Raw genomic sequence first — 24,826 nt, forward strand, 5'->3', positions numbered from 1 at the left:
CGGGCGCTCCGCCGCCCGCATCGCTCACAAGACAAACACAAGGAGGAAACATCGCATGGCGAAGTTCGCTGCGAACCTGACAATGCTGTTCAACGAGGTGCCGTTCCTCGATCGTTTCGCCCTTTCTGCCAAGGCCGGCTTCGAGGGCGTGGAATATCTGTTTCCCTACGAATTCGAAAAGGTGAGCCTGCGCGCAGAGCTTCAGCGCCATGGCCTGACCCAAGTTCTGCACAACCTGCCGGCCGGCAACTGGGCGAGCGGCGAACGCGGCATCGCCATCCTGCCTAACCGGGTCGACGAGTTCCGCAAAGGCGTGGCGAGCGCCATCGACTACGCGACGGCGCTCGACTGCAAGCAGGTCAACTGCCTGGTTGGCATCGCGCCTCACGGTGTCTCTGAACAGGTGCTGCGCGACACGCTGGTCGCCAATCTCAAGCTTGCTGCAAGCGAACTCGGCAAGCAGGGCATTCGCCTGCTCATCGAACCGATCAACGACTTCGATATTCCGGGCTTCTATCTCAACACGGTCGAGCAGGCGGCTTCGATCATTGAGGAGGTCGGCAGCGACAACCTGTTCATCCAGTACGACCTCTACCACCAGCAGCGCACGCAGGGCGAGTTGATCGGCACCTACAAACGCTTTGCCGATCGCATCGTTCATGTCCAACTTGCCGACAATCCGGGCCGCAACGAGCCGGGCACCGGCGAGATCAACTATCCCTTCGTCTTCGACGCGCTGGAAGCGGCCGGCTACGACGGCTGGATCGGTTGCGAATATAAGCCGCGCACCACGACTGCCGAGGGCCTTGGCTGGCTCGGCGCCGAGCGCCAGCGCACCCAATCCGCAGACATCATCAAGATCAGGAGCTAAACACCATGGCAACAATCGGTTTCATTGGACTGGGTATCATGGGCACGCCGATGGCGCGCCACCTGCAGGATGCCGGCCACACCATCGTCACCTCGAAGTTCGTCATCCCGCCGCGCCAGGAGCTGCTCGACAACGGCCTCAAGTTCGTCGACTCGCCGAAGGCGTTGGCCGAAACCGTCGACACCATCATCCTGATGCTGCCGGATACCCCTGAGGTCAAGGATGTTCTCTTCGGCGAAAACGGCGTCGCCTACGGTCTTTCCAAGGGCAAGCTCGTCATCGACATGAGCTCGATCTCGCCGATCGAGACGAAGGAATTCGCCAAGAAAGTTCGCGAGACCGGTGCCGAATACATCGACGCCCCGGTTTCCGGCGGCGAAGTCGGCGCCAAGAATGCTTCGCTCTCGATCATGGCGGGCGGCGCCCAGGAGAGCTTCGACCGCGCCCTGCCGCTCTTGAAGTTGATGGGCAAGAACATCACGCTCGTCGGTGATTGCGGCGACGGCCAGGTCACCAAGGTCGCCAACCAGATCATCGTTGCGCTGACGATCGAAGCGGTCTCGGAAGCGCTTGTCTTCGCCTCCAAGGCGGGTGCTGATCCGGCGCGCGTCCGCGAAGCGCTGATGGGCGGCTTTGCCTCCTCGCGCATTCTCGAAGTTCACGGCGAGCGCATGATCAAGCGCACCTTCGATCCGGGCTTCCGCATCTCGCTGCACCAGAAGGACCTCAACCTGGCTCTCCAGGGTGCCAAGTCGCTCGGCATCTCGCTGCCGAACACGGCGGCAACGCAGGAACTCTTCAACAACTGCGCAGCCAACGGCGACAGCGGCCTAGACCACTCCGGCCTCGTCCGGGCGCTGGAGCGCATGGCGAACCACCAGGTTGCCTAAGCAATTCCAGGGAACGTGCGAAGCGGTTTTCCGTTAGGAATTGCGCCGCTTTGAAAAGATCAGGCGACGACCTTAAATGCGCATGACTCGTCCGGCGTCCCATTGTGCCGGACCGGTCATGCGTCCGGGCGGCGGTTGGAGGAACCGCCGCCCGAGACTTTCATGCAGTTCCAACCGCGATTTGCGCTGGGATGACATATAAGGATGGAGCGACGCGACATCCTCCAGGGGGAGACCAATGCCAACCATCACCGATCCACGCCGTTTCCTCGAAGCGCTGTTCACCTCGGCCGTTGCCGCGGCTGATCCGGAGAAAGTGATCGCGGCCAACCTGCCGGCGCGACCGAAGGGGCGGACGGTGGTGGTTGGGGCCGGCAAGGGTGCGGCCCAGATGGCAGCCGCCTTCGAACGCCATTGGGATGGTCCGCTCTCGGGCGTGATCGTCACCCGCTATGGCTATGCTGCCCCATGCGAGACGATCGAGGTGCTGGAAGCGTCGCACCCCCTGCCTGATGAAAACGGTTTACTGGCCTCGAAGCGCTTGCTCGCTGAAGTCGGCGGCCTGACGGCGGACGATCTTGTCGTCGCGCTCGTCTGCGGCGGTGGCTCGGCGCTTTTGCCCTCGCCACCACCCGGCTTGACGCTGGAAGACGAGATCGCCGTCAACCGGGCGTTGCTTGCCTCCGGCGCGCCGATCAGCGCCATGAATGCCGTGCGCAAGCACGTCTCGATGATCAAGGGCGGTCGGCTGGCTGCCGCGGCCTATCCGGCCAAGGTCGTTTCGCTGATCGTTTCCGATATTCCGGGCGACGATCCGGCGCTGGTCGCCTCCGGCCCGACACTGGCGGACGCCAGCACGCGCGAGGATGCGCTGACGCTGATCGAGCGCTACAGTCTGAACCTGCCGGCAAAGGTTATGGCGTGGATCAATAGCCCGGAAAGCGCCGCGCCATCTCCTGATGACCCGCGTTTTGCCCGTAACGAAGTCCGGCTGATCGCATCCGCATCCGTCTCGCTCGAGGCCGCGGCTGCAGAGGCGCGTGCCGCCGGCATCGACGCCATCATTCTTTCCGATGCGATCGAGGGCGAGGCGCGCGACGTTGGCGGTGTGCATGCGGCGATCGCCCGGGAAGTCGTCGGCCGCGGTCGACCGTTCACCAAACCGGTCGTCGTTCTCTCGGGCGGCGAGACGACCGTCACCATCCGCGGCAAGGGCAAGGGCGGACGCAACAGCGAATTCCTGCTGGCGCTGGCGCTCGGCATCGACGGTGCCAAAGGGGTCTCGGCGCTGGCCGCAGACACCGACGGCATCGACGGCTCCGAGGACAACGCCGGCGCTTTCGCCGACGACACCACCATCGCCCGCCTCGCGGCGCAACGGCTGGATGCCGCGACATTCCTGCAGAAGAACGACAGCTGGTCGGCGTTCGATGCGCTCGGCGATCTCTTCAAGCCGGGGCCAACGGGCACCAACGTCAACGACTTCCGCGCCATCCTGGTGCAGTGATATCCGCGCGGCGGGTGTGTAGCCTGCCTGTCGTTATACACTTCACGCGAAGTGGCAACTGACCGAGCCATAAGCGCCGAAATCGGCGACGATCGTGTCGCCGTTCCTGGCTTCGAGCGTGCGGATGAAAGAGCCTGAGAGAACGATCTGGCCGGGCTCGATCGCGTCGCCGCATTGCGCGAGACGATTGGCGAGCCAGGCGATGCCGCGCGCCGGATGGTTGAGCACACCGGCCGCAAGTCCCGTTTCCTCGATCACCGCATTGCGCGAGACGATCGCCCCCATCCAGCGCATGTCGACCGTATCGGGGCGCACGGCGCGGCCGCCGAGGATGAGGCCGCCATTGGCGGCATTGTCGGCGATCGCATCGACGAGGATGCGCGCCTTCTTTGTTTTCGGATCCGTGCGGACGATCCGGCTGTCGAGAATTTCCAGCGCCGGCATGACATAATCCGTGGCGTTCAGGACCTGGACGATGTTGACCCGCGGGCCTTTGAGCCCGGTTTTCATGATGAACGCGATCTCCGCTTCGACCCGTGGCTGGATGAAGCGATCGGCGGGTATGCTTGCGCCGTCGTCGAACAGCATGTTGTCGAAGAGCACGCCGGAATCGGGCGTGTCGATGCCGAGCGCCTGCTGCATGGCATTGGACGTCAGCCCGATCTTCCAGCCGATGATGCGGTGGCCGTCGTCGCGTTTGCGCCGGACCAGAGCCGCCTGGATCGCATAGGCGTCGTCGACCGTCATTTCGGGATGCTTGAGCGAGAGGAGCCCGATCTGTTTTCGATCGCGTTCGGCCTGATGCAGGCTTTCGGCGGCCTTGGCGATCTCGGTTGCATTCAGCATGGCGCCCCCCGACTTCAGCGTCCTTAAGGATACACCAAGGTCGGACCCGGCGCGCGCACCGTCTTTGGGCGATCAGATCGGCTGACTTGCCAGCATCAGGCCGAGGCCGATGAGGATCGAACCGCAGGTGCGCGGAACAAGATTGCCGGCGCCACCAACCAGCCGACCGAGCGTGAAGGAGGCGAGGAAGACGGCCGCGATATCGGCGACCGACAGGGCAAGGTTCACCAGCAGGCCGAACATCAGGAACTGCAGCGACATCGGCATCGCCACGGCCGGATCCACGAACTGCGGCAGGAAGGTCACGAAGAACAAGGCGGTCGTGGGATTGAGGACCTCCACCACGATGCTGTCGCGCAGGACGCCGGGTTTCGCAGCCTCGGCGTGGGCGGCATGTTTGCCGACTCCGAGCAGCATGGTCGCGCCGAGCCAGACCAGATAGACGGCGCCGGCAAGCCTGATCGCCCCATAGAGAAGCGGTGCATGGTGAAGCAGGGCGGCAAGCCCGAGCGCCGCGGCGGCGATGTGGACGTAGCAGCCGATATGAATGCCGAGCGCCGCCAGGAGGCCGGCCTTGCGGCCATGCGCCAACGTCTGCGCCGTCATATGGAGAATGGCAGGACCCGGCATGAAGGCGAAAATCGCCGTTGCCAGTGCGAACGAAATCCAATGCTCCAGCGACGGCATGGGGGCTCCTCCCGAAATAGCCGGAACGCCCCGGGCCGACGTCTTGGCGTCGAACCATCTCGGTGGCGCGATAGAGCGGGAGAACTACGCTTGGTTGTATCCGATTGACATACGGCAGGTGCCGTATTTCGGCGTTGTGGCAGGATCGCCTGTTTTGCCGTGGTTAAGGGAAGGTGACTTCCGGAAAGACCGGCGAGGACTGCGATATCAACCGATCGGCAGGCCGATGCGCAGCGCATAGGCCGCGATCTCTGCCGTGTTGTGCAGACTGAGCTTGCGCATCAGGTTCTCGCGATGCTTGCGGGCCGTGAGCGGGCTGATACCGAGGCGATCGGCGGTCTCGCGCGCGGTCAGCCCCTGGGCGGCGAGAGAGAGGATCTGCATTTCGCGGCGGGTGAGGGGGATGGGGGAGAGCGCCGTATCGGTTGTCGGCGGCGGCTGGTGGCTGCGGGGATCGTCGATGGCGAAACGAACCGATTGGCTGAGATAAATTTCGTTTCGCAGCATTGCGTCGAGTGCTGCATTCAGTTCGGCCGGGTCGCCGGTCTTCGTCAGGTAACCGCTGGCCCCGGCGGCGATCACGGCCCGCACGGTTCGCGGCTCGATGTTTGCGGTCAGCGCCAGGATCTTCATGCGCGGCGCGACCGCCCGGAGTTCGTTGATGAACTGCACGCCGGCAACCCCCGGCATGCCGAGGTCGAGGATCACCAGATCAGGACTGCTGGCGCGAACGATGGTCGTCAGCGTCTCGCCGTCGGCCGCTTCCGCAACCACCGATACGTGGTCCATGGTGGAGAGCAGCAGCTTCAGGCCCTCGCGAACGATGGCGTGATCGTCTGCCACCACGATCGTCAGCAGTTTGCGCATGTAAGCAATCCTTCATCGAAATCGGCAATTCTCCGCGGACATGGCGTTGCATCGAGACAGGAGCGGCAATGGAGACTCGCGAACACCTGCAACCTCTCCTGATAGGCTTATTATTTCGTCAATCTTACGCGGTGCTTTTTGCCAATTTCGCAATTCCACTGCCGGTTGCTTATGTCCTGCGCGATCTTGTGTCGTGGGATCTGCTGTTTTCATGGGGTGCCGCACTCTATCTGCTGACGTTCGCCCGCATTCTTCTCGACTGGCGATATCGGCGTCAGACCGATGAAGGGCGGACGCGGGACTGGCGGCGATGGGCCTGGCGCTTCACGCTGCTTTCGTGGGTTTCCAGCGGTCTCTGGGGCGCGCTTGGCTGGTTTGCCTTCCATCCGGACGAGCCGCAGACGCTTGCCTTCGTCTGCATCGTGATCACAGGCATTGCCAGCGGCGCGGTGCCGTCGCTGTCTGCCTTTCCGCTCGCCTATGCCGGCTCGCTGGTTGCGATCCTCCTGCCCTTCGCGATCCGCTGCTTCCTCGGCGAAGGGCCGATCTACGACACCTATCTGATTTTCACCATCTGCCTCTTCGGCGTCGACCTCTACTACAGCCGCGTTACCCACAGGACGCTTGCCGAAACGGTGCGGCTGCGTTTCGAGAATCTGTCGCTGATCACCAGCCTTGAGGCAGAGCGCGACAAGGCGCAGAGCGCCGATCGCTCCAAGTCGCGGTTCCTCGCTGCCGCAAGCCACGACCTGCGTCAGCCGATCCACGCCCTCAGCCTTTTCACCTCGACGCTGGCAGCACTCGGTCGCAACGGTGACGTTCCGGCCAAGAGCGCGCGCGACCTCGCCGATCGCGCGCGCTCGGTCATCGGTAATCTCGGCGGTCTGCTCGATGCGCTGCTCGACATTTCCAAGCTTGACGCGGGAATCGTGACCGTCGCGCGCGAACCGGTGTCCCTACGGCGACTGTTCCACGACCTCAAGGCGGAGTTCTCCCGCATTGCGAAGGACCAGGGCCTCGGATGGCGCGTGGTGATGACGGATGTCTGGGTCGATACCGACCCGATGATGCTGAAGCGCGTCCTCGACAACCTTCTTTCCAATGCCTTCCGCTACACGCGGACCGGCACGGTGCTGATCGGTTGCCGACGCCGCGGTGCTGCGCTGGAGGTGCAGGTCTGGGACACCGGTGTCGGCATCCCGGCGTCCGAACAGGACGCAATCTTCGAGGAGTTCGTACAGCTTCAGAACCCGGCGCGCGACCGGGCGCAAGGGCTCGGGCTCGGCCTTGCTATCGTCCAGCGTACCGCCGCTCTGCTCGGCCACCCGGTCAAGGTGGTCTCGACGGAGGGCCGCGGTTCGATGTTTTCCATCACTTTGCCGGTGGTTGCGCCGCCTTCGCTGGCACAGCCCGGACGCGCCCATCCGGCCGCTGCGACGCAGCATGGGGGCATCGTCGTCATCGACGACGAGCGCGACGCGCTGGATGCGACGGCGCTGTTGCTCCGCACGCTCGGCTATGCGGTCTATGCCGGGCGTTCGGCTGCCGGGGCCCGAAAGGAGCTTGCGAAGGCTGCGCGCTTAGGAGAGGTGCCGGTCGATCTTGTCATCACCGACTACCGTCTCGAGGCCGGAAAGACCGGGATCGGTGCGATCCGGGAGATCAGGGCCTATCTCGGGCGGGAGGTGCCGGCGCTGATCCTTTCCGGCGATACGTCGCCGGCGCGGCTGAAGGAAGTGACCGCAAGCGGCCACCGTCTTCTCCACAAGCCGCTCGATGCGGTGCGGCTGGAGGAGGAGATCGAAGCGCTCCTCGCCGAGCGGGCTGAAGACGCGGCACGCGAGATCCGCACTGTTACTCGATGAAGACGCGCACGCTGGCGGCGCGGCCGACGGAATCGATCACCGTCAGCGTCGAATAGCCGGCACCATCCGGTTGCCACTGCGTGACCCGCCGGCGGGTGAGCTCCGGCAGAGGCTTGCCATTGGCAAGCCAGCGGAACGGCGCGCGTCCGCCTTGGAGCTTGAGTGTCAGCGGCGAAAGCGCCTGATGGTTCGCACTGAGCTCGACGCGTGCGCCCTCGGGCGGAAACACGATCTGCGGTGCCGGCTCGCGGGCCGAAGCGTTGACGAGGCCGCTTGCCGTCAGCGAGAAGCGGCGCTGGCTGATCGGCAGTTCGGCTTGAGAAATGCGGATCGCGCCGGCCGGCGCATCGGGCAGCGGCGTGATGCCGAAGCCGGATTTGGCGAAGCTTTCGAAGAGAATGGGGGCGGCGCTGCCATAGCCGGTGAGACCGGGAACCGCGCCATTGTCGGGCCGTCCGACCCAGACCCCGAGCACATGGCGGCCGTCATAGCCGACCGACCAGGCATCGCGGTAGCCGTAGCTGGTGCCGGTCTTATAGGCGATGCCGCGCTGGCGACTGCCAGCGGGCGGCAACACGCCGGAGAGCGCGTCGGAGACATTCCAGACGGCGACCGGCGAAAGCACCGGTTCCGCTTCGATCAGGCCCGCCTTGCCCTCAACGCCGTCGCCGAGCCGGAGCGGGAAGCCGCGGTTGGCAAGCGCCGCATAGAGCTGCACGAGATCGCGCAGGGAAAGTCCGACGCCGCCAAGACCGATCGCAAGGCCGGGTGCTTCGCCGGCAGGAAGTGCCGGCTTCACCTCGCCGCGGCGAAAGCGCATCATCAGCTCGGCCGGGCCGACCGCGTCGAGCAGGCGGATCGCCGGAACGTTCAGAGACAATTGCAGCGCCTCGCGCACGCTGACATCGCCCTGGTAGCTCATGTCGAAGTTGCGTGGGCGGTAGCCGAAGAAGTCCGCCGGCCGGTCCTCGATGATCGTTTCCTGGCTGACGAGCCCTTCTTCGAAGGCAAGGCCATAGATGAAGGGCTTGAGGGTGGAGCCCGGCGAACGCGTGATGCGCGTCATGTCGATCCAGCCGGAGCGGCTCGCATCGAAATAGTCGGCCGATCCGACCGAAGCGACGATCTCTCCGGTCTTCGCATCGGCCATCACCATGGCGACCGAAACCTTCGGTCCGAGCTTGGCTGCCCCTTCCTTTGCCACGGCTTCGAGGTTGCGCTGGACGGCAAGGCGCAAGCTCGTCTCATGCCGAACCGCCCGCGGGTCCTTGCGCAACGCCCGTTCGGCGAGGTGCGCGGCATAGGCCGGGAGTTGCAGCCTGCGCGACGGAACGGACGTGGCGATTGCGCGTTCCGCTTCGCCGTCGCCAATCACGTCAGCAACGGCGAGACGCGTCAGCACCCGTTCGCGGGCGGCGACAGCGGCGGCATGGTTGCGGTCCGGGCGGCGCTTCTCCGGCAATTGCGGTAGTGCCACGAGCAGGGCCGCTTCGCCGGCCGTCAGCCGTTTCGGCTCCTTGCCTAGCCACGAGAGGCTCGCGGCGCGCACACCCTCGATATTGCCGCCATAAGGCGCATGGGTGAGATAGAGATTGAGGATCTGGTCCTTCGATAGCCGTCGCTCGATCTGGATCGCGCGTGCGATTTGCAACAGCTTGGCGGTTATCGAGCGCTGCTGCCGCGGCTCGATCAGCCGGGCGACCTGCATGGAAAGCGTCGAGGCGCCCGAGACGATCCGGCCATTGCTGACGAATTGAAGCGCGGCGCGGCCAAGCGCCAAGATATCGACGCCGGAATGCTCCTCAAAACGCTGGTCTTCGTAGGCGATCAGCATCTTCAGGAACTGCGGATCGACATCGTCGACCGTGGTCTTCAGTCGCCAGAGGCCATCCGGCGTTGCGAAGGCGCGCAAGAGCTGTCCGTTGGCGTCGTCCACCTCGCGCGAGACGACGTCCGCCTCCGCAAGCGGCGGCGGGAAGGCCTCGTCAGCCTTTTCGATCGCAAAGCCCGTCAGCCCCGTCACCAGCAGGCAGACGGGCAAGGCGATCAGCAGTTTGCGCCCAATCGACATGATCTTGCCTATTGCGCGGCCAGCACCTCCATGCGCCCGGTCGCGGTGCGGGCCGAAAGCTGCGGCCGGTACATGTCCTCGACAGTTGCGGCCGGATGGTCATAGGTGCCCGGCGTTACCGCGCGCACGACATAGGCCAGCGTGACCTCGCGGCCGGCGCCGATGCTGCGGTCGAGTGCTGCGACGAAGCGGTCGTTACGGAACTCCGTATGGGTCGCGGTGATTTCGCCGAGCCACTCGAAATTGCTGAGCTGGGCACTGTCGACGAGGCTCGGATTGTCGATCTGGAAACCGGCCGGCAGCAGGTCGGTGACCAGCACGCGCGACGGCCAGTCGTTGGCCTCCGTGACTTTCAGCACGACGACGTAGCGTTCGTTCTGCCGCGCTTCCATGACGTTCGCCTCGGCTCCGTCGAGCGTGTAGTAGGTGCGCTCGATGGTGAAGCCGTCGCCGCCGGCCGAAAGCGGCTGGGCGGGGGCGGCGACCGTGGTGACCACGGCCGAAACCGGATCGGCACCCTGGTTGCGGATCACCACCGGGTGGGTGATGAGCGCGTCGCCGGTCATCTGGGCGGCATAGCTGCCGGACTTCGATGCGCCGTTGACGTCGAGCGCCATGTCCTCGTCGCCATTCTGGATGGCGCGGGCGGCAAGCAGCATCCAGGCCTGTTCCTGGGTGCTGGTATAGGTCTTCTGTTCCCATTCGCGGGCGACCATTTTCGATAGCTCTGGAACGATCGGCGGGACCGGTCGGCTTTCGGCCGCAAGCGCCAGCACCGCCGCGCCGTCACGCAGCGACGAGCCGTAGTCGGAGCGCGACAGGCTGACATTGACGAGGCCCGTCGACATGTTCGCCGCGTTGGCAAACGTGTCCTGCGCCCCTTGAGCATCGCCATACAGCGAAAGCGCTGCGGCGATATGAGCCTTGGCGAGCGGCGTCGGGAAATCGTTGATCAGCGTGTTTGCGTAATAACGCAGGTCGTTGATCGCCGCCTTGCGATTGCGGGCAAGCACGTAGAGCGCATAGGCGATCTCGTTGCCGCGATCCTTGGCGTTGGTGTCGTAGCTGACGCCGTTCTGCAGGTTTTCCAGCGCCTGAACCATTGCGGCCTCGGGCACGTCATATTTCTGCTCGCGGGCGCGGGTCAGGAAGTCGGTGACATAGGCATCGAGCCAGAGGTCGCCGTAGCCCGGGCCCCAAAGACCGAAGCTGCCCGACGAGGACTGGTTGGAGAGCACGCGGTAGATCGCCTCCTGCACCCGTTTCGTCACGCCCTCGTCATCGGCAAGGCCGGACTGCTTGGCGAGTTCGCTCAGGTAGAGCAGCGGCAGCGCGCGGCTGGTCGTTTGCTCCGTGCAGCCATAGGGATAGCGATCGAGGGTCATCAGCAGTGCCGGCATATCGAAGGCGGCAGAGCGGGTGACGCTGAGGTTGACGGAAGCGCCCTGCAGGATGCTGTCGGCGAGCAACTGCCCGTCGACCGTCAGGCTGCTTCCTGGCGCGATCGAAACCACTTGTCGCTGTGTCACCGGCAGGGTTGCCGGACGCACGAGCAAGTCGAGCGACTGCTCGAGCGAAAGGCCGTTGGCGCCGGTCAGCGCCACGGTGACGACGCCGTTGCCGGGATATTGCCCGACGACCGGCAAGGTGATGGAGGAGCGACCGCCTTGGTCCAGGGTGACCGTGCTGCCCGTCCCCGGTTGCTCGACGGTGGCCTGGCCACTGGTCGTCACATGGATCTGGTAATCGCCGGCCGGTGCGTCGGTATTGGCGATATCGAGCCTCAGGTCCGACCGGTCTCCGGGTGCCAGGAACCGCGGCAGGCTGGCGGTAACGACGACGGGGTCGCGGATCACCACGTCGCGCGTGGCGTGGCCGACACCGGATTTCGTCCAGGCAACGGCCATCAGTCGCGCCGTTCCGTTGAACTGCGGGATGTCGAAGCTGACGGTTGCCTTGCCGTCGCCGTCGAGCTGTACCGGTCCTTCGAAGAAGGCGACCAGCTTTTCCGTGGGCGGGCTGCCCTGGAGCGCGACCTGGCCGCCATCGCCGCCGGTGCGCAGTTTTCCGGTCGCGCCGAGCGAGCCGTCGATCAGGCGACCGTAAAGGTCGCGGATTTCAAGGCCGAGCTGTCTCTGGCCGAAATACCAGGCTTCCGGGTTCGGCGGCTCGTAGCGGGTGAGATTGAGAATGCCGACATCGACGGCGGCGATCGTCACATAGGCTTCCTCATTGGCACCGGCACCGGCGACCTGGAGGCTGATGTCGAGCGGCTGGCGCGGCTCCATCTTTTCGGGCGCGTTAAGCGTGACGGCGAGCTTGCGCTCGGCCGGATCGACGGTGAGCCATTTGATGCCGATGGCGCGCATCGGCATGCGGCTTTCCTGGGCATCGCCCGGCCGGTAGAGCGTGGCGGTGACATAGGCGCCGGCGCCCCAGGCGTCGGTGACCGGCAATTCGACTTCGCCGCCTTCAGCCGCAATCGATACCGTCTCGGTCGTGATCAGGTTCTCTGTGCCGACGGTGACCAGCAGTTCGCCGGCAAAACGCGGCGAGACCTTCAGCTTGGCCGTGTCGCCGACCGCATATTTTTCCTTGTCGAGCGCGATTTCCAGGCCGTCAGGCGTTTCCGTCGAGGTGGCGGCGACATACCAGCCGGCGTCGAATTCCACGCTCGAAGTCGGGCCATCGACCGCGGCCGTCTCGACTTCCAGGCGATAGTGCCCCCAGCCGACGGGCACGGAGATATCGCCGCCGTCTTCCGTCAGGTCGACGCTGCCGTTGGCCACCTGTTTGGTGGTAACGACGGGCTCGTATTTCCAGGCGCTGCCGTCGCGATACCAGTGATAGTTCCGTTCGACGCTGATCAGCTTCCAGAGGAGCCCCTGCATGGCGACCTTGCTGCCGGCCGGATCGACGGCGATGACGCGGAACTTGCCGACGGAGTTTTCGGCGAGCTCACCCTCGAATTCCGGCTTGATGCCGAGCATCGGGCCCTCGGCGCGCACCGGCAGTTTCAGCGAGCGCTCGACGGCGCGGCCGCCGGCTTCACGCATGCGAACGGTCACGGTGGCATTTAGCAGCTGCGTGGTCGAGGGCACTTCGTCGATGAGGACGTCGAAGCTGGATTTGCCTTCCTCGTCGAGCGACGAAAGCTCTTCGAGCGGCAGGCGCGTGTCTTCGCTCGCCTCTTCGTCGGCAAGACCGAAGGAATAGCCCTTGAAGGCGGCGTTTTCGCGCGTCGGCTTGATCGTCACTTCGCCTTCAAGTTCGAGGCCGGCAGCCGGTGCGCCATAGAGATAGCGCCCGTCGACTGCCACGCTTGCCGTCTCACCGACGGCGATTTCCTTGGCGTCGCTGGTGAGATCGAATTCGGTGCGATCCGGCACGAAGTCATCGATCAGGAACTGCTTCTCGCCGATCGCAGGCGACTTCGGGTCAGTGAAGATCTGCATCGTCCAGGTGCCGCGCATGGCGTTTGCCTGGGTGTCGAGGTCGAGCGTATGGCCGCCGAGCTTGCCGCCGGCACTGGTCATGCGGCGATATTCGACACCATCCGGGCGGAGGAAGACGAAGGTCAGCGGCAGGTTCTCGATCGCCATGCCGTCAACGTCACGGGCAAGCGCTGCCGCATGCACGGTTTCGCCGGCACGATAGATGCCGCGCTCGGTCCAGGCGAGAATGTCGATGGCGCCAGGAGCCGCGCGCCCGGTGACGCCACGATCCGAAAGGTCGAAGCCGGCGCGGCTCATGTCGAGGAAGACATAGTCGTCCTCGCCCTTCTTGGCGGTGATGACGGCGGGCGTGAGCCCGGCCGTGCCGCGGATCAGGCCAGCAGTGAAGGTCACGCGGCCGTCATCATCGCTCACCGCCGTGCCGAGGATCTCGTTGTTTTTGGCGACGAGCTGCAGTTCGACGCCTTCGATCGACTCGGCAGTCGCAAGCGAGCGCACGAAGACGTTCAGCCCGTCTGTGCCGGCATAGGTGGAGATGCCGATATCGGAAACGACGAACCATTGCGTCGCGCGCGCATCCCATTCCTGGCTGATACCGGTGGTCGGTGCGGCGGTGAGGACGTAGACGCCGGGCTTGCGTTGAGGCAGTGCCTCGTCGACCGGGAAGCTTGTGACGACCTCTTTGTTGACGTCGCGCTCGATGTCGATCGAGCCCTGCCAGACGAGTTCGCCGATCTCATCCTCGATGCGCTGGGCGCTGTAGCCGTCGAGCTGGGTCAGGAACTGCGAGCTCTGCAGCACCTGGGCGATGCTGCGATCGCCGACGCGGTAGAGTTTCAGCTTGGCGCTGTCGGTGTTGACGGAAACGAGCGGGATGCCGCGGCGCGCGGTCGACGGCAGCACGAAGCTGTCGCCGGTGAAGCGCACCATTTGGGCGCGGTCCGCGACATAGATATCGAGGGTGACGGGCGCTTCGAGCATTTCGTCGACGGTGGACGGCAGGCCGGCGCGAAGGGTCAGCTTGTAGCGCTCGCCATGCGATAGGCCTTCGATGCAGATCTGGTCGCCCTTCGCCTCAAGCGCCTTTGGCGCAGCACCATTGACGGTGACGAAGGAGGCATAGTCGGCGCCGCTCTTCAAAAGCTGCTCGGAGAACTGCACGCAGGCGCGCGGCGTCGCAGCGTCGGAATCGATCGTATGTTCGACGACGCGGAAGCCCTTGCGCTGCTTAAGGTCGAGATAGGCTGCCTCGACCGATTTTGCCTTCACCAGTTCCAGGCTCGCCTTGTAGGCGTTCAGTGCGGCGCGGAAATTCTCGGCGCCTTCCAGCGATTTGGCCATGACGGCAAGCGCATGCGCCCGGCTCTCGGTGGTGCGGGTCAGCTCGTAGCCGTTGATCGCGGCGATCGCCGCCTGGATCGATACGCTTGAATTGTTGGTGATGCGGTTCGCGGTTCGCGCCGCCTCCAGCCAGAGTTCGGCGTCATCAGGATTGATCGCCAACGCGCCCTGGAAGGCCTTCAGCGCATTTTCGATATTGCCCATGCCGGCCTGGCCGCGTGCCATGTCGATGAGCGTATTGACGCCCATGCCCTGCTGATCGTCGGCAAGGGTAAGATTGGCCTTGGTGTTGCGGGCGTCCTGCAGCAACTGATCCGACAGGAATTTCAGGCGCGGCGGCGCCCCGATGTCGGCTTGTGTGACCTGCGGCTGCACGACCTTGCCGGCGATGGCGCCGGGGAAGGTGTTGAGCTGGTTATAGTCGGACTTGAGGAAGCACCACTTCACCTTGGGATTGTAGGTGAAGGCGCGGCAGGCCTGGTCCGCGATGCATGTCTGCTGGCATTCGTCGAGCGAGACGTTCTGTTCGGTCCTGAGGTCGAAACCGAAATAATCGCCGTCCTGAGTGATCTCGATCTGCCGTCCACTCTCCTGGGCAACGGCGGGGATGCCGGCGGTCAAAAGCGACAGGAAGAGGGTGGAAAGGCCGAAAAACGCGCGCACAGACATCAAGTCCTCCCAACGCTGCCGGTCTCGATAGAGGCTTCACTTTTCAGGCTTCCGCCCCGCTTGTCAACCGGAGAGCAGTCGACGTGCGGCGCAATTTCAGCGGGAGCACTGCTGTGAAGGATCGAGCATCGATCCGGAATGAAACACGATAAAACGATATGTAAATCAAACTATTATGACGGTCGGCCAAAGCCGCGGGAGAAACCGCGCCGCTAGCCTCGTTGTTCTCTCAGGAAGACGGTCAGCGAGCGACCGGCATCGAGGATATGATCGCGCGTCAAGGCGCTGGCCCGCTCGGCGTCGCGCGCCACACAGGCATCCAGGATCGCCTTGTGTTCGCGGCGCGCACGCGCAACGCCCGAGGTTAGCGTCAGCTGCGCCCGCAGGTAACGGTCGATGCGATCGAGAGAGGCGCGAACGATCTGCAGGTAATAGGGGCGACGCGCTGCCTCGTAGAGGCTGTAGTGGAAGTTGCGGTTGATTTCGCCCCAGCGGTCGGAATTTTCCTCCTGCTCGAATTCCTCGCAATGCTGGCGTGCAAGGTCCAGCGTACGGCGGTCGAGACTGGGTACGGCAAGCCGAATGACCTCCGCCTCGATCAGTGCGCGAAACTCGAAAATCTCCTCGATTTCCTCAATCGAGAGGCCGGCGACAACGGCGCCCTTATAGCGCTCGGTGGTAATCAGCCCATGCTGCTCCAGCCGCGAAAGCGCCTCGCGCACCGGAATGCGGCTGGTGTTGAACATCTGGGCGATGTGGTCCTGGCGCAGGTTCTCGCCTTCGGCAAGGTCGCCTTCGATGATCGCCTTGCGCAAGGCCTCATAGACGATATCGGCCGCTGAGGCGGCTTGCCTGACATCGACGGCGTCGAGTTTCATCCTGTTCAAACCCCGCTGGCCAAGCCTCTCGGCACGGCGAATTCGGAAGCGTTTTCGCGCTGTTGGTCAACGGTCATAGGTCCAATCCGGGCGCCGGGCAACAGAGCTTTGGAAAGTAGGCGCGACGATCTCGTCGCCGGAACCGGAAATCGTCTGACGGAGGAAAGGTCTCTGATGAAGCGGAGCGGCAGAGCGTGATATGGTCGAGCCTGCGAAGCCAGCCTTGTCTTGGAAACCTCTCGTGGTGTTACCAATGCCGCTCGTTTACAGGCCCGCTCGAGCCGACGAATTGGCTGCGACCGATGCACTGGTCGTCTCAAGCATCAACGATCTTACCATTCGGCACGGCTTCGGCCCGATGGCGGCGACAAGCCCTCCCAATTTTCAGCTTTTTTGCCTTAGGGACGATCCGGACGGCCTCTGGGTGGCCGAAGAGGGCGGGGGCATCGTCGGATGCGCCTGGAGTTGGACTTGCGGGGATCTCTGGTTTCTCGCCCAGTTGTTCGTCGATCCCGCTCAACAGGGCCGGGGCATCGGAAATTCGCTGCTGGAACAAACTCTGGAACATGCGCGCAAGTCAGGCGCAGCCCACAAGGCGCTGATCACCTTCACCTTCAATCGGGTGTCGCAGGGGCTCTACATGCGACACGGCTTCTTTCCGCGCACGCCGATCTATTTTTTCGATGCCAGGCGGGAGGCAGTGCGGAGGCGGTCCTGCGCGCCGTGCCGATCGAACCCGATGCAGCGACCATGGAGACGCTGGCGACGGTCGATCGCTGCGCCATCGGCGTATCGCGGGACAAGCACCATCGCTACCTGCTTGGCGATCTGGCAACCCGAGGGTTTCTGTTTTACGCCGGCAGCGATCCTGCCGGATACGGCTATATCGGCGCCAACGGGCACATCGGCCCACTCGCCGTCCTGCGGCCCGACCATGTTCAAGATGCCTTCGCGGCCGCGTTGCGATTGGCCGCCGCGGGCACGTCTGAGAGGATTTCGGCCTTCTTGCCCGGGGCATGCGACGGCGCTTTGAGCCTTGCGGTCAATCAGGGGATGCGGATCACGTTTCCAATGCTGCTGATGGCGTCTCCCGGTTATGGCGACTGGACGCGCTATCTGCCCCGCAATCCGGGGTTCATGTGAGCTCTTGAGGTGTGCTCGAGGCGCTTCCATGTCGCTGATCGAACTCAAAGCGCAGCTATTTCGACGTCGTTGCCGACAAGCCGGTCGGCGGACTGTCACGGCGTACGTTTGCAGGCCTCTGGCCGGATTTGGATTATGAGTATTTTCAGATTGTATATTGGATCCAATTTTTCTAAGAGTCGTTTCGTCGACGGGCGACGCCATCGCGTCACCCAGTGAAATGGGGGAGCGGCCGCAAGTGAAGGGCGCGCCCGGGTGGCGTCCGTCCACCGTCACGGAAGGAGAAAGCGCATGCGCAGCAACAAGGTCGTTCATATCGTTTCCTGCCACGCGGAAGGGGAAGTCGGCGACGTCATCGTCGGCGGCGTCGCGCCGCCGCCTGGAAACACGCTCTGGGAACAGCGCCGCTTCATCGCCGAAGACCAGGCGCTGCGCAATTTCGTGCTCAACGAGCCGCGCGGTGGCGTCTTCCGCCACATCAATCTGCTTGTGCCGCCGAAGGACCCGCGCGCGACCATGGGCTTCATCATCATGGAGCCCGAAGATACGCCGCCGATGTCCGGCTCGAATTCGATCTGCGTCTCCACCGTTCTGCTCGACAGCGGCATCGTACCGATGCAGGAGCCGGAAACGCGCATGGTGCTGGAAGCGCCCGGTGGACTGGTCAACGTCGTTGCCGAGTGCCGCAACGGCAAGGCCGAGCGCATCACCGTCACCAACGTGCCGTCCTTTGCCGACAAGCTCGACGCCAAGCTTGAAGTCGAGGGTCTGGGCACGTTGACGGTCGATACCGCCTATGGCGGCGACAGCTTCGTCATCACCGACGCTCGCGCTCTTGGTTTCTCGGTGACGCCAGACGAGGCGCGCGAGCTTGCCGAAACCGGTATCAAGATCACCCGCGCGGCCAACGAACAGCTCGGCTTCACCCATCCGGAAAATCCGGAATGGGATCATATCTCCTTCTGCCAGCTGACGATGCCGGTCGAAGAAAAGGACGGCATCCTGCATGGCCGCAACACCGTGGTCATCCAGCCGGCCAAGCTCGACCGCTCGCCGACCGGCACCGGCTGCTCGGCGCGCATGGCGGTGCTGCACGCGCGTGGGCTGATGAAGGTCGGCCAGCGCTTCAGCGGCCACTCGATCATCGATTCGACCTTCAATTGCCGCATCGTCGGCGAAACGACGGTCGGCGGACGCCCGGCGATCGTGCCTGAGATCTCCGGACGCGCCTGGATCACCGGCACGCACCAGGTGATGCTCGACCCGGCCGATCCGTGGCCGGCCGGCTATCGCCTTGCCGACACCTGGCCGCGCAAGCAGTAAGGTCTGCCTTTGCGGGCCGCCTCGTTGCGGCCCGTACCTTTCGGCCCAGGCCTTTGGATTGTTCTGCCGGTTCAGTCTTCCTTGATGATCCGGGTGGTGCCGACCCAGAGTTCGCGGGCCGGTCCCGCGCCGACATTGCGGGCGCGGTGCGGCAGCGAGGCGGGGAAGTGCAGCGTGTCGCCGGCCTTCAGCAGATAGTCCTTGCCATCGATCTGGTAGAGCATCTCGCCCTCGATCAGGTAAAGGAAGTCCTCGCCCTCGTGGCTGGTCAGTTCCGACGCATAGCCCGGCGGCATATGGGTGATGCAGCCGTTGAGCGCCGCGCCCGGAAAGCCGCGTTCGATCAGTTCGTAGACGCGCTCCTTGGTCTCGACATTGTAGCCGGGGCGTTCCCCTGCGTGCGAGACCATCGAATGCGAATGCTGCGGCGGCTGCGACAGGAAGGTGTCGACGCTGGTGCCGAGCGCATTGGCGACGTTGTACAGCGAGATTAGCGACGGGGTAGAAATGCCGCGCTCGATCTGGCTGATGAAGCCTTCCGTAAGCCCGGCCTCGCGCGCCACGTCCTTCATTGTCTTGCCGATTTCCTTGCGGCGGGCTCTGAGCATTTGCCCGAGCGAGGCGGGTGTCGAGGCTTCGGGGAGGGAGGCGCCTTCATGGGCTCCGGGCGCCTCTTCGATCTTTAGGGGCATGACTTTCTTTCCGCTTGACTCACGTCTATCGATGTACTTTAGTCCAGCTAAAGTTGGTTCGGCAAGCCGATCAGATCGTATGCCAGCCTTCTTGAAAAGGGGAACTACAAGAACGTCTTCGCGGCAATCCGTCGGCGGCAAAAAACACTAAGAAAAATTGGATCCAATATCCAATAAACGTGTTCAGCGCGCGATCGATGTCGGCTGCGGTCAAAAGGAGGAGTGAGATGAAACCTATATTGCCTATTCTGCTCGGCACGACGCTGGGTCTGCTTGCGGCCACCTCGGCGTTTGCGATCGAACGCGGTGGCGCGATGACATTCGCCCGCTACGACGACTCGACCGTCATCGATCCCGTTTACGCCGACCGCAATCCCGATCTCTGGATGGTGAACGGTCTCTACGAAACGCTGCTCCGCAACGGTCCTGATGGTTCGATCGTGCCGGGTCTCGCCGAGGCTCACGAGGTTTCGGCAGATGGCAAGACTATCACCCTGACGCTTCGAAGCGGCCTCAAGTTTTCCGACGGCTCCGACCTCACCGGCGCCGACGTCGTCTTCTCGCTGGATCGGGCACGCAATGCCGAACTCGGCCCCTGGGCGGGGCTGCTCGGCGCAGTCGACGCGGTCACGGCCGATGGCAACAAGATCACCGTGTCGCTGAAAAATCCCGACCCGACGATCATCTCGATCCTCGCGACTTTCAACACCGGCATCATGCCAAAGGCAGCCTTCGAAAAGGCGGCCGGCGCGACCGACCAGGAAAAGGCGCGCGCCTTCTTCTCGGCCGGTCCGGTGACATCGGGGCCCTTCGTCATGAAGAGCCATGTGCAGGGCTCGAGCATGAGCTTCGGGCGCAACCCGAACTACTGGCGCCAGGGCGAAGACGGCAAGCCGCTGCCCTATCTCGACCGGGTGGAATTCCTCGTCATTCCAGATGACGCGACCCGCATCCTCAAGCTTCAGGCCGGCGAAGTCGACGCCGCCGAGTTCATTCCGTTTGCCCGCGTCGGCGAGCTCGGCGCCGATCCGAACCTGAAGATGGAGCTCTTCCCCTCGACCCGCATCGTCTACGCGCCGATCAACACGCGCGAAGCGAAGAAGGACGGCGCGAAGAACCCGCTTGCCGACGTCAAGGTGCGCCAGGCGCTGAACTATGCGACCGACAAGAGTGTGCTGATCAAGCTCGTGACCTTCGATACCGGCAAGCCGATGACCTCGCTGATGTCGGCTGCGACGCAGCTCCACTATGGCCCCGAGCCGCTCTACCCCTACGATCCGGAAAAGGCCAAACAGCTGCTGTCCGAAGCTGGCCTCAGCGGTGGTTTCGAGGTGAATCTGACGACGCTTGCCGGCAGCGCAGACGATGCAACATTGTTTACCGCACTTCAGCAGATGTGGGCGCCACTCGGCGTCAACCTCAAGGTCGAGCAGGTCGACAACCCGACCCGCGGCGAGAAGAACCGGTCCGGCGATTTCGACATCCATACGTATGGCTGGGCGAACGACGTCAACGACCCGGCGCAGGTGACCGGCTGGCTCGGCTATTACAAGCAGCGTCAGGCCGTCGGCACCGGCTGGAACAACCAGGAATTCAACACGCTGTTCGAGGCCTCCAACGTCGAGACCGATCCGGCCAAGCGCAAGGACGAATACAAGCGCATGCAGGAGATCTACGCGGCCGAGGCACCGTTGCTCTTCCTGTTCGAAACGCCGTTTGCCGTCGCCGTCTCGAAATCGATCGAAGGCTACGTCCAGACGCCGCTCGGCGCCAATGACTTCTCTGAAGCCTGGCGCGCCGACTGATAGCGGAACGATCTGCGAAAGCCGGGCGGCAAGCCGCCCGGTTCTCCGTTGAAGGTTGGAACCATGCCCTCACTTTCCTATCTCGTTGCACGGCTGCTGCAGATCATCCCGACGTTCCTGTTGGTGATGATCTTCATCTTCCTGCTCGTGCGCCTTTTGCCGGGAGATCCGGCCATCGCCATGGCCGAGGCCAAGGCGACCGATGCGCAGCTTGAACAGATCCGGCACAATCTCGGTCTCGATGAGCCGTTGCCGGTGCAGTTCCTCGTCTTCGTCAAGAACACGCTGGCCGGCGATCTCGGCCGCTCGATCATGTTGAAGGCGCCGGTGACCGAGGTCATTCTCAGCCGGTTGCCGACGACGATCTTCCTGGCGCTCTATGCGGTCGTGCTTGCTGTGTTCCTCGCCGGGCCGCTCGCCTTCCTCGCGGCAGCGCGCGTCAACAGCCCTGTCGATGTTGCCATCCGCAGCGTCTTTCAGGTCGGTCTTTCCATGCCCGTCTTTTACATCGGGCTCCTGCTGCTCACCGTGCTTGCGGCGCAGTTGCGCTGGTTTCCGGTCGGCGGCTACGGCAAGACCTTTTTCGCCAATCTCTATCACCTGATCCTGCCCGCACTCAGCGTCGCGCTCTATACGTCGGCGATCATCCTGCGCAATCTGCGCGCCTCGCTGATCGAGGTGCTCGACGCCGACTATGTGCAGTTCGCGCGGGCCAAGGGCCTGTCGCCGCGCATCATCATGACCCGGCACGTGTTGCGCAATGCGCTCGTTTCGACGGTCACTCTGCTGGGTTTGTCAATCGGCAACCTGATGAGCGGCACGCTGGTGACCGAGACGGTTTTTGCCATTCCTGGTGTCGGCCGGCTGATGCTGGAGGCGATCTTTGCCCGCGACTATCCGCTGATCCAGGGCCTGACGCTCACCTTCGCCGTGCTCGTCTCCGTCGTCTTCCTCTTGACGGATGTCGTGCAATCCTGGCTCGATCCGAGGCTTCGCCAATCATGACGGTCCTGACTCTCACCCATTCGCGGACGCGGGGACGGCTCGCCGCCTTTCTGGCACGCGCCTTCGCCCGTCCTTCTTTCGTGATCGGCATTGTCATTCTCGGCCTGTCGCTGGCGCTTGCGGTGTTCCCTCAGCTCTTTGCTCCTTACGACCCGCTTGCCTTCGACCTTCAGGCGATCCAGCAGGGGCCGAGCCTTGCGCATCCCTTCGGCACCGACAATTTCGGCCGCGATGTGCTCTCGCGCGTCATCTGGGCCTATCGCGTCGACATGCAGATGGCCTTCTTCGCGACGATCTTCGCGCTTTTGATCGGCCTCACCGTTGGCGCCTTCGTCGGTTACTACGGCGGCATTGCCGACGTGATCTTCGGCCGTTGCGTCGACGCGATCATCACCTTTCCCTTCCTGGTGCTGGTGATCGCGATCGTCGCGGTGCTGGGGCCTGGCCTCGTCAACATGTATGTGGCGATCACCGCGGTGAACTGGGTCTATTACGCCCGGCTGACGCGCGCCGAAATCATGGCGCAGAAGGCCAACGACTATGCCGCCGCCGGCCGGGTTCTCGGCTACTCCGATCGCCGCATCATCTTCCGCCATCTGCTGCCGAACGCGATCTCGCCGATCCTCGTCTACTGGATGACCGATATGGCGCTCGCGATCCTGCTCGGCTCGTCGCTCGGCTATCTCGGCCTCGGCGCACAGCCGCCGGCTGCCGAATGGGGCGTCTTGATCGCCGAGGGCCGCAACTTCCTGATGACGGCCTGGTGGATGAGCCTGATGCCCGGCATCGCCATCGTTCTGACCGGGCTCGGCTTCAGCCTCGTCGGCGACGCGCTGGCCGATCTGCTTCGGCCGAAGGGGCGCTGAGATGAAAAGCACAGAAAAACCGGTCGTGCTCGACGTCAGGCACCTTCGAACCGAGTTCGGCCCGCAAGATCGCCCACTGGTCGCGGTGGACGACGTCTCGTTCCAGGTGGGGCAGGGCGAGATCCTTGGGCTGGTCGGCGAATCCGGCTCGGGCAAGAGCATCACGCTGCGCTCGATCCTCGGCATCATCCGGCCGCGCGGCCGGGTCGCCGGCGAAATCCTCTGGAACGGCCGCGACCTCGTTCCGCTCGACGAGGCGCGTCTCCGGCGCATCCGCGGCCGCGAGATCGCGATGATCTTCCAGGAGCCGATGTCGTCGCTCAATCCACTGCTGACGGTCGGCCTGCAGATCCAGGAAAACCTCGTGGCGCATACGAACCTCGACGCAAAAGCGCGGAAGGCACGCGCGATCGAACTGCTCGATCTCGTCGGCATCCCCGGCGCCCGCAATCGTCTCGACGATTTCCCGCACGAGTTCTCCGGCGGTATGCGCCAGCGGGTGATGATCGCCATTGCGCTTGCCTCCAATCCGAAGCTGCTGTTGGCCGACGAGCCGACGACGGCGCTCGATGTCACCATCCAGGACCAGATCCTCAGGCTCATCCAGTCGCTGAGCCGCGATCTCGGCATGGCGGTGATCCTCGTCACCCATGACATGGGTGTCGTCGCCGAGACCTGCGATCGCGTGGCCGTCATGTATGGTGGCAGGCTTTGCGAAGTCGGTACGACGACGGATGTGATCGCCGACGCGCGCCATCCCTATTCCTTGGGGTTGTTGCGCTCGATCCCGCGCGACGTTGCGCCGCGAACGCCGCTCTATTCGATCCCCGGCGCGCCGCCGGCGTTGAACGCGCTTCCAGGCGGCTGCGCCTTCAGCGCCCGCTGCCCGGTCGCAGGACGCGAATGTCCTGACATTCGGCCAGCGCTCGAAGCGATCGGTTCGTCGCGGCTCGTTGCCTGCCATCATCTTGAAGATGCCCAAGCGCATTTCGGACCGCGGGAGGCGGCGCAATGATCATGCCCACTTCAGCAAGCACAACGCCTTTGCTTTCGCTGCGTGCGCTGTCGATCCAGTTCGAGAAACGGCGCTCGCTGTCCGACACGCTCGCCCGCCGTCCGCAGCAGGTCGTCTCGGCGGTCAACGGCATCGACCTAGAAGTGATGCCCGGCGAGACGCTCGGGATCGTCGGCGAATCCGGCTGCGGCAAGTCCACGCTTGCGCGCCTGATCGCCGGCCTGCACCGGCCGACATCAGGCGATATCTTGTTCGAGGGCGAGAGCGTCGTCGGCCTCAAGGGGGCACGGCGGCGCGCCTATAACCGGCGCGTCCAGATGATGTTTCAGGACCCCTATACCTCGCTTAACCCCCGCATGACCGTGCGCGATACCTTGCGAGAGGCGATCACGGTGCATCGCATGCGCGATGGAGCGGCGATCGATCGTCGCGTCGACGAGCTGCTGGATCTGGTGCGGCTGCCCGAAGGGGCCGCGGATAAGTTCCCGCACGAGTTCTCCGGCGGCCAGCGCCAGCGCATCGGCATTGCGCGGGCGCTGTCGCTGGAACCGACTTGCCTGGTCGCCGACGAACTCGTTTCCGCGCTCGACGTTTCGGTGCAGGCGCAGGTCGTCAATCTCCTGATCGAGCTTCAGGACGAGTTGGGGCTGACAGTGCTGTTCGTTGCCCACGACCTTCGTCTCGTACGCCATGTCTCGCACCGCGTCGCCGTCATCTATCTCGGCGCCATCGTCGAAATCGGCCCGTCGGAGGCGCTGTTTTCGAAGCCGATGCATCCCTATTCCAAGGGACTGCTTGCTGCCGCACCGTCGCTTGACCCGGGCGCCAGGCGTCGCACGCCGGCACTGTCGGGTGAGCTGCCGAGCCCGCTCGCCATCCCGCCCGGCTGCCCCTTCCACGTGCGCTGCCCGCACGCGACCGAACGCTGCCGCCGCGAAAAGCCGGCGTTGCGCCCGGTCGGATCGGGCATGACCGCCTGCCATTTCGCCGAGACGATCGGCGGCGCCTCAAACTCCACTCGATAGGAAAG

Annotated in this window: 18 protein-coding genes and 1 pseudogene; 12 read left to right on the top strand and 7 right to left on the bottom strand. The window is 64.0% G+C overall.

Annotated elements, in window-relative coordinates:
• Positions 1–55: 55 nt before the first annotated feature.
• The 3 genes from hyi (at position 56) to FA04_RS22240 (ending at position 3,268) form a co-directional block, all read left to right on the top strand.
• Positions 56–871, top strand: coding sequence for a hydroxypyruvate isomerase (gene hyi, locus FA04_RS22230; RefSeq protein WP_034799381.1), 816 nt, complete (start codon positions 56–58; stop codon positions 869–871).
• A 5-nt stretch (positions 872–876) separates the two neighbouring features.
• The gene (locus FA04_RS22235) at positions 877–1,761 is read left to right on the top strand and encodes a 2-hydroxy-3-oxopropionate reductase (protein ID WP_034799385.1); all 885 of its coding nucleotides are present in this window, start codon (positions 877–879) and stop codon (positions 1,759–1,761) included.
• A 238-nt stretch (positions 1,762–1,999) separates the two neighbouring features.
• Positions 2,000–3,268 carry a glycerate kinase type-2 family protein gene (locus tag FA04_RS22240; protein ID WP_034799388.1) on the top strand — a complete coding sequence of 423 codons (1,269 nt, stop codon included), beginning with the start codon at positions 2,000–2,002 and terminating at the stop codon, positions 3,266–3,268.
• Positions 3,269–3,310: 42 nt separating this feature from the next.
• Here FA04_RS22240 and hpaH read toward each other — a convergent pair whose 3' ends face one another.
• From hpaH to FA04_RS22255, 3 genes are all read right to left on the bottom strand, one after another.
• Positions 3,311–4,114 (bottom strand): 2-oxo-hept-4-ene-1,7-dioate hydratase, encoded by an 804-nt coding sequence (gene hpaH, locus FA04_RS22245; protein WP_034799390.1) that lies wholly within the window; start codon positions 4,112–4,114, stop codon positions 3,311–3,313.
• A gap of 72 nt (positions 4,115–4,186) precedes the next feature.
• A complete protein-coding gene (locus FA04_RS22250; RefSeq protein ID WP_034799394.1) occupies positions 4,187–4,801 on the bottom strand; it encodes a LysE family translocator in 615 nt (204 codons plus the stop codon).
• Between the two features lie 207 nt (positions 4,802–5,008).
• Positions 5,009–5,668 (bottom strand): response regulator, encoded by a 660-nt coding sequence (locus FA04_RS22255; RefSeq protein ID WP_034799397.1) that lies wholly within the window; start codon positions 5,666–5,668, stop codon positions 5,009–5,011.
• Between the two features lie 188 nt (positions 5,669–5,856).
• On the opposite strand from FA04_RS22255, the gene FA04_RS22260 reads away from it, so the two are divergent.
• Complete coding sequence (locus tag FA04_RS22260) at positions 5,857–7,533, top strand: ATP-binding protein (RefSeq protein WP_234798804.1); 1,677 nt, start codon at positions 5,857–5,859, stop codon at positions 7,531–7,533.
• Here FA04_RS22260 and pbpC read toward each other — a convergent pair.
• The 3 genes from pbpC to FA04_RS22275 form a co-directional block, all read right to left on the bottom strand.
• Complete coding sequence (gene pbpC, locus FA04_RS22265) at positions 7,523–9,604, bottom strand: penicillin-binding protein 1C (protein WP_034799403.1); 2,082 nt, start codon at positions 9,602–9,604, stop codon at positions 7,523–7,525. The genes FA04_RS22260 and pbpC overlap by 11 nt on opposite strands.
• An 8-nt stretch (positions 9,605–9,612) precedes the next feature.
• Positions 9,613–15,069 carry an alpha-2-macroglobulin family protein gene (locus FA04_RS22270; protein WP_472323159.1) on the bottom strand — a complete coding sequence of 1,819 codons (5,457 nt, stop codon included), beginning with the start codon at positions 15,067–15,069 and terminating at the stop codon, positions 9,613–9,615.
• Between the two features lie 212 nt (positions 15,070–15,281).
• Positions 15,282–15,947, bottom strand: a complete 666-nt coding sequence (locus tag FA04_RS22275) for a GntR family transcriptional regulator (protein ID WP_051659493.1) — start codon at positions 15,945–15,947, stop codon at positions 15,282–15,284.
• A 358-nt stretch (positions 15,948–16,305) separates the two neighbouring features.
• Here FA04_RS22275 and FA04_RS36570 point away from each other — a divergent pair.
• The 3 genes and pseudogenes from FA04_RS36570 to FA04_RS22285 form a co-directional block, all read left to right on the top strand.
• A pseudogene (locus FA04_RS36570) lies at positions 16,306–16,548 on the top strand (GNAT family N-acetyltransferase); the annotation flags it as partial.
• A gap of 149 nt (positions 16,549–16,697) precedes the next feature.
• On the top strand, positions 16,698–17,090 hold the full coding sequence (locus FA04_RS36575; protein WP_246806890.1) for a hypothetical protein: 393 nt from the start codon (positions 16,698–16,700) through the stop codon (positions 17,088–17,090).
• Positions 17,091–17,381: 291 nt separating this feature from the next.
• Positions 17,382–18,413, top strand: coding sequence for a trans-3-hydroxy-L-proline dehydratase (locus FA04_RS22285; RefSeq protein ID WP_034799409.1), 1,032 nt, complete (start codon positions 17,382–17,384; stop codon positions 18,411–18,413).
• Between the two features lie 71 nt (positions 18,414–18,484).
• On the opposite strand, the gene FA04_RS22290 is transcribed toward FA04_RS22285, so the two are convergent.
• Complete coding sequence (locus tag FA04_RS22290; RefSeq protein ID WP_082566307.1) at positions 18,485–19,105, bottom strand: helix-turn-helix domain-containing protein; 621 nt, start codon at positions 19,103–19,105, stop codon at positions 18,485–18,487.
• A gap of 227 nt (positions 19,106–19,332) precedes the next feature.
• Between FA04_RS22290 and FA04_RS22295 the strand changes: the two genes are divergently transcribed.
• The 5 genes from FA04_RS22295 (at position 19,333) to FA04_RS22315 (ending at position 24,821) form a co-directional block, all read left to right on the top strand.
• The gene (locus FA04_RS22295) at positions 19,333–20,910 is read left to right on the top strand and encodes an ABC transporter substrate-binding protein (protein ID WP_034799412.1); all 1,578 of its coding nucleotides are present in this window, start codon (positions 19,333–19,335) and stop codon (positions 20,908–20,910) included.
• A gap of 63 nt (positions 20,911–20,973) precedes the next feature.
• Positions 20,974–21,915 carry an ABC transporter permease gene (locus FA04_RS22300; RefSeq protein WP_034799415.1) on the top strand — a complete coding sequence of 314 codons (942 nt, stop codon included), beginning with the start codon at positions 20,974–20,976 and terminating at the stop codon, positions 21,913–21,915.
• Positions 21,912–22,781, top strand: coding sequence for an ABC transporter permease (locus FA04_RS22305; protein WP_034799417.1), 870 nt, complete (start codon positions 21,912–21,914; stop codon positions 22,779–22,781). The genes FA04_RS22300 and FA04_RS22305 overlap by 4 nt, the downstream gene beginning before the upstream one ends.
• A 1-nt stretch (position 22,782) precedes the next feature.
• Entirely contained in the window at positions 22,783–23,796 is a 1,014-nt protein-coding gene (locus FA04_RS22310) for an ABC transporter ATP-binding protein (RefSeq protein WP_034799420.1), read from the top strand.
• The gene (locus FA04_RS22315) at positions 23,793–24,821 is read left to right on the top strand and encodes an ABC transporter ATP-binding protein (protein WP_034799423.1); all 1,029 of its coding nucleotides are present in this window, start codon (positions 23,793–23,795) and stop codon (positions 24,819–24,821) included. Before FA04_RS22310 ends, FA04_RS22315 begins: the two co-directional genes overlap by 4 nt.
• The last annotated feature ends 5 nt before the right edge of the window (positions 24,822–24,826 follow it).

The organism is Ensifer adhaerens (assembly GCF_000697965.2).
In the GTDB taxonomy this organism is placed as follows: domain Bacteria; phylum Pseudomonadota; class Alphaproteobacteria; order Rhizobiales; family Rhizobiaceae; genus Ensifer; species Ensifer adhaerens.

Bases quoted from the DNA above. Each gene is read 5' to 3' on its own strand.
- FA04_RS22250 (WP_034799394.1), bottom strand. From the start codon at position 4,801: ATGCCGTCGCTGGAGCATTGGATTTCGTTCGCACTGGCAACGGCGATT.
- FA04_RS36575 (WP_246806890.1), top strand. From the start codon at position 16,698: ATGGAGACGCTGGCGACGGTCGATCGCTGCGCCATCGGCGTATCGCGG.
- FA04_RS22275 (WP_051659493.1), bottom strand. From the start codon at position 15,947: ATGAAACTCGACGCCGTCGATGTCAGGCAAGCCGCCTCAGCGGCCGAT.
- FA04_RS22235 (WP_034799385.1), top strand. From the start codon at position 877: ATGGCAACAATCGGTTTCATTGGACTGGGTATCATGGGCACGCCGATG.
- FA04_RS22240 (WP_034799388.1), top strand. From the start codon at position 2,000: ATGCCAACCATCACCGATCCACGCCGTTTCCTCGAAGCGCTGTTCACC.
- FA04_RS22300 (WP_034799415.1), top strand. From the start codon at position 20,974: ATGCCCTCACTTTCCTATCTCGTTGCACGGCTGCTGCAGATCATCCCG.
- hyi (WP_034799381.1), top strand. From the start codon at position 56: ATGGCGAAGTTCGCTGCGAACCTGACAATGCTGTTCAACGAGGTGCCG.
- FA04_RS22305 (WP_034799417.1), top strand. From the start codon at position 21,912: ATGACGGTCCTGACTCTCACCCATTCGCGGACGCGGGGACGGCTCGCC.
- FA04_RS22295 (WP_034799412.1), top strand. From the start codon at position 19,333: ATGAAACCTATATTGCCTATTCTGCTCGGCACGACGCTGGGTCTGCTT.
- pbpC (WP_034799403.1), bottom strand. From the start codon at position 9,604: ATGTCGATTGGGCGCAAACTGCTGATCGCCTTGCCCGTCTGCCTGCTG.
- hpaH (WP_034799390.1), bottom strand. From the start codon at position 4,114: ATGCTGAATGCAACCGAGATCGCCAAGGCCGCCGAAAGCCTGCATCAG.
- FA04_RS22285 (WP_034799409.1), top strand. From the start codon at position 17,382: ATGCGCAGCAACAAGGTCGTTCATATCGTTTCCTGCCACGCGGAAGGG.
- FA04_RS22315 (WP_034799423.1), top strand. From the start codon at position 23,793: ATGATCATGCCCACTTCAGCAAGCACAACGCCTTTGCTTTCGCTGCGT.
- FA04_RS22290 (WP_082566307.1), bottom strand. From the start codon at position 19,105: ATGCCCCTAAAGATCGAAGAGGCGCCCGGAGCCCATGAAGGCGCCTCC.
- FA04_RS22310 (WP_034799420.1), top strand. From the start codon at position 22,783: ATGAAAAGCACAGAAAAACCGGTCGTGCTCGACGTCAGGCACCTTCGA.
- FA04_RS22270 (WP_472323159.1), bottom strand. From the start codon at position 15,069: ATGTCTGTGCGCGCGTTTTTCGGCCTTTCCACCCTCTTCCTGTCGCTT.
- FA04_RS22255 (WP_034799397.1), bottom strand. From the start codon at position 5,668: ATGCGCAAACTGCTGACGATCGTGGTGGCAGACGATCACGCCATCGTT.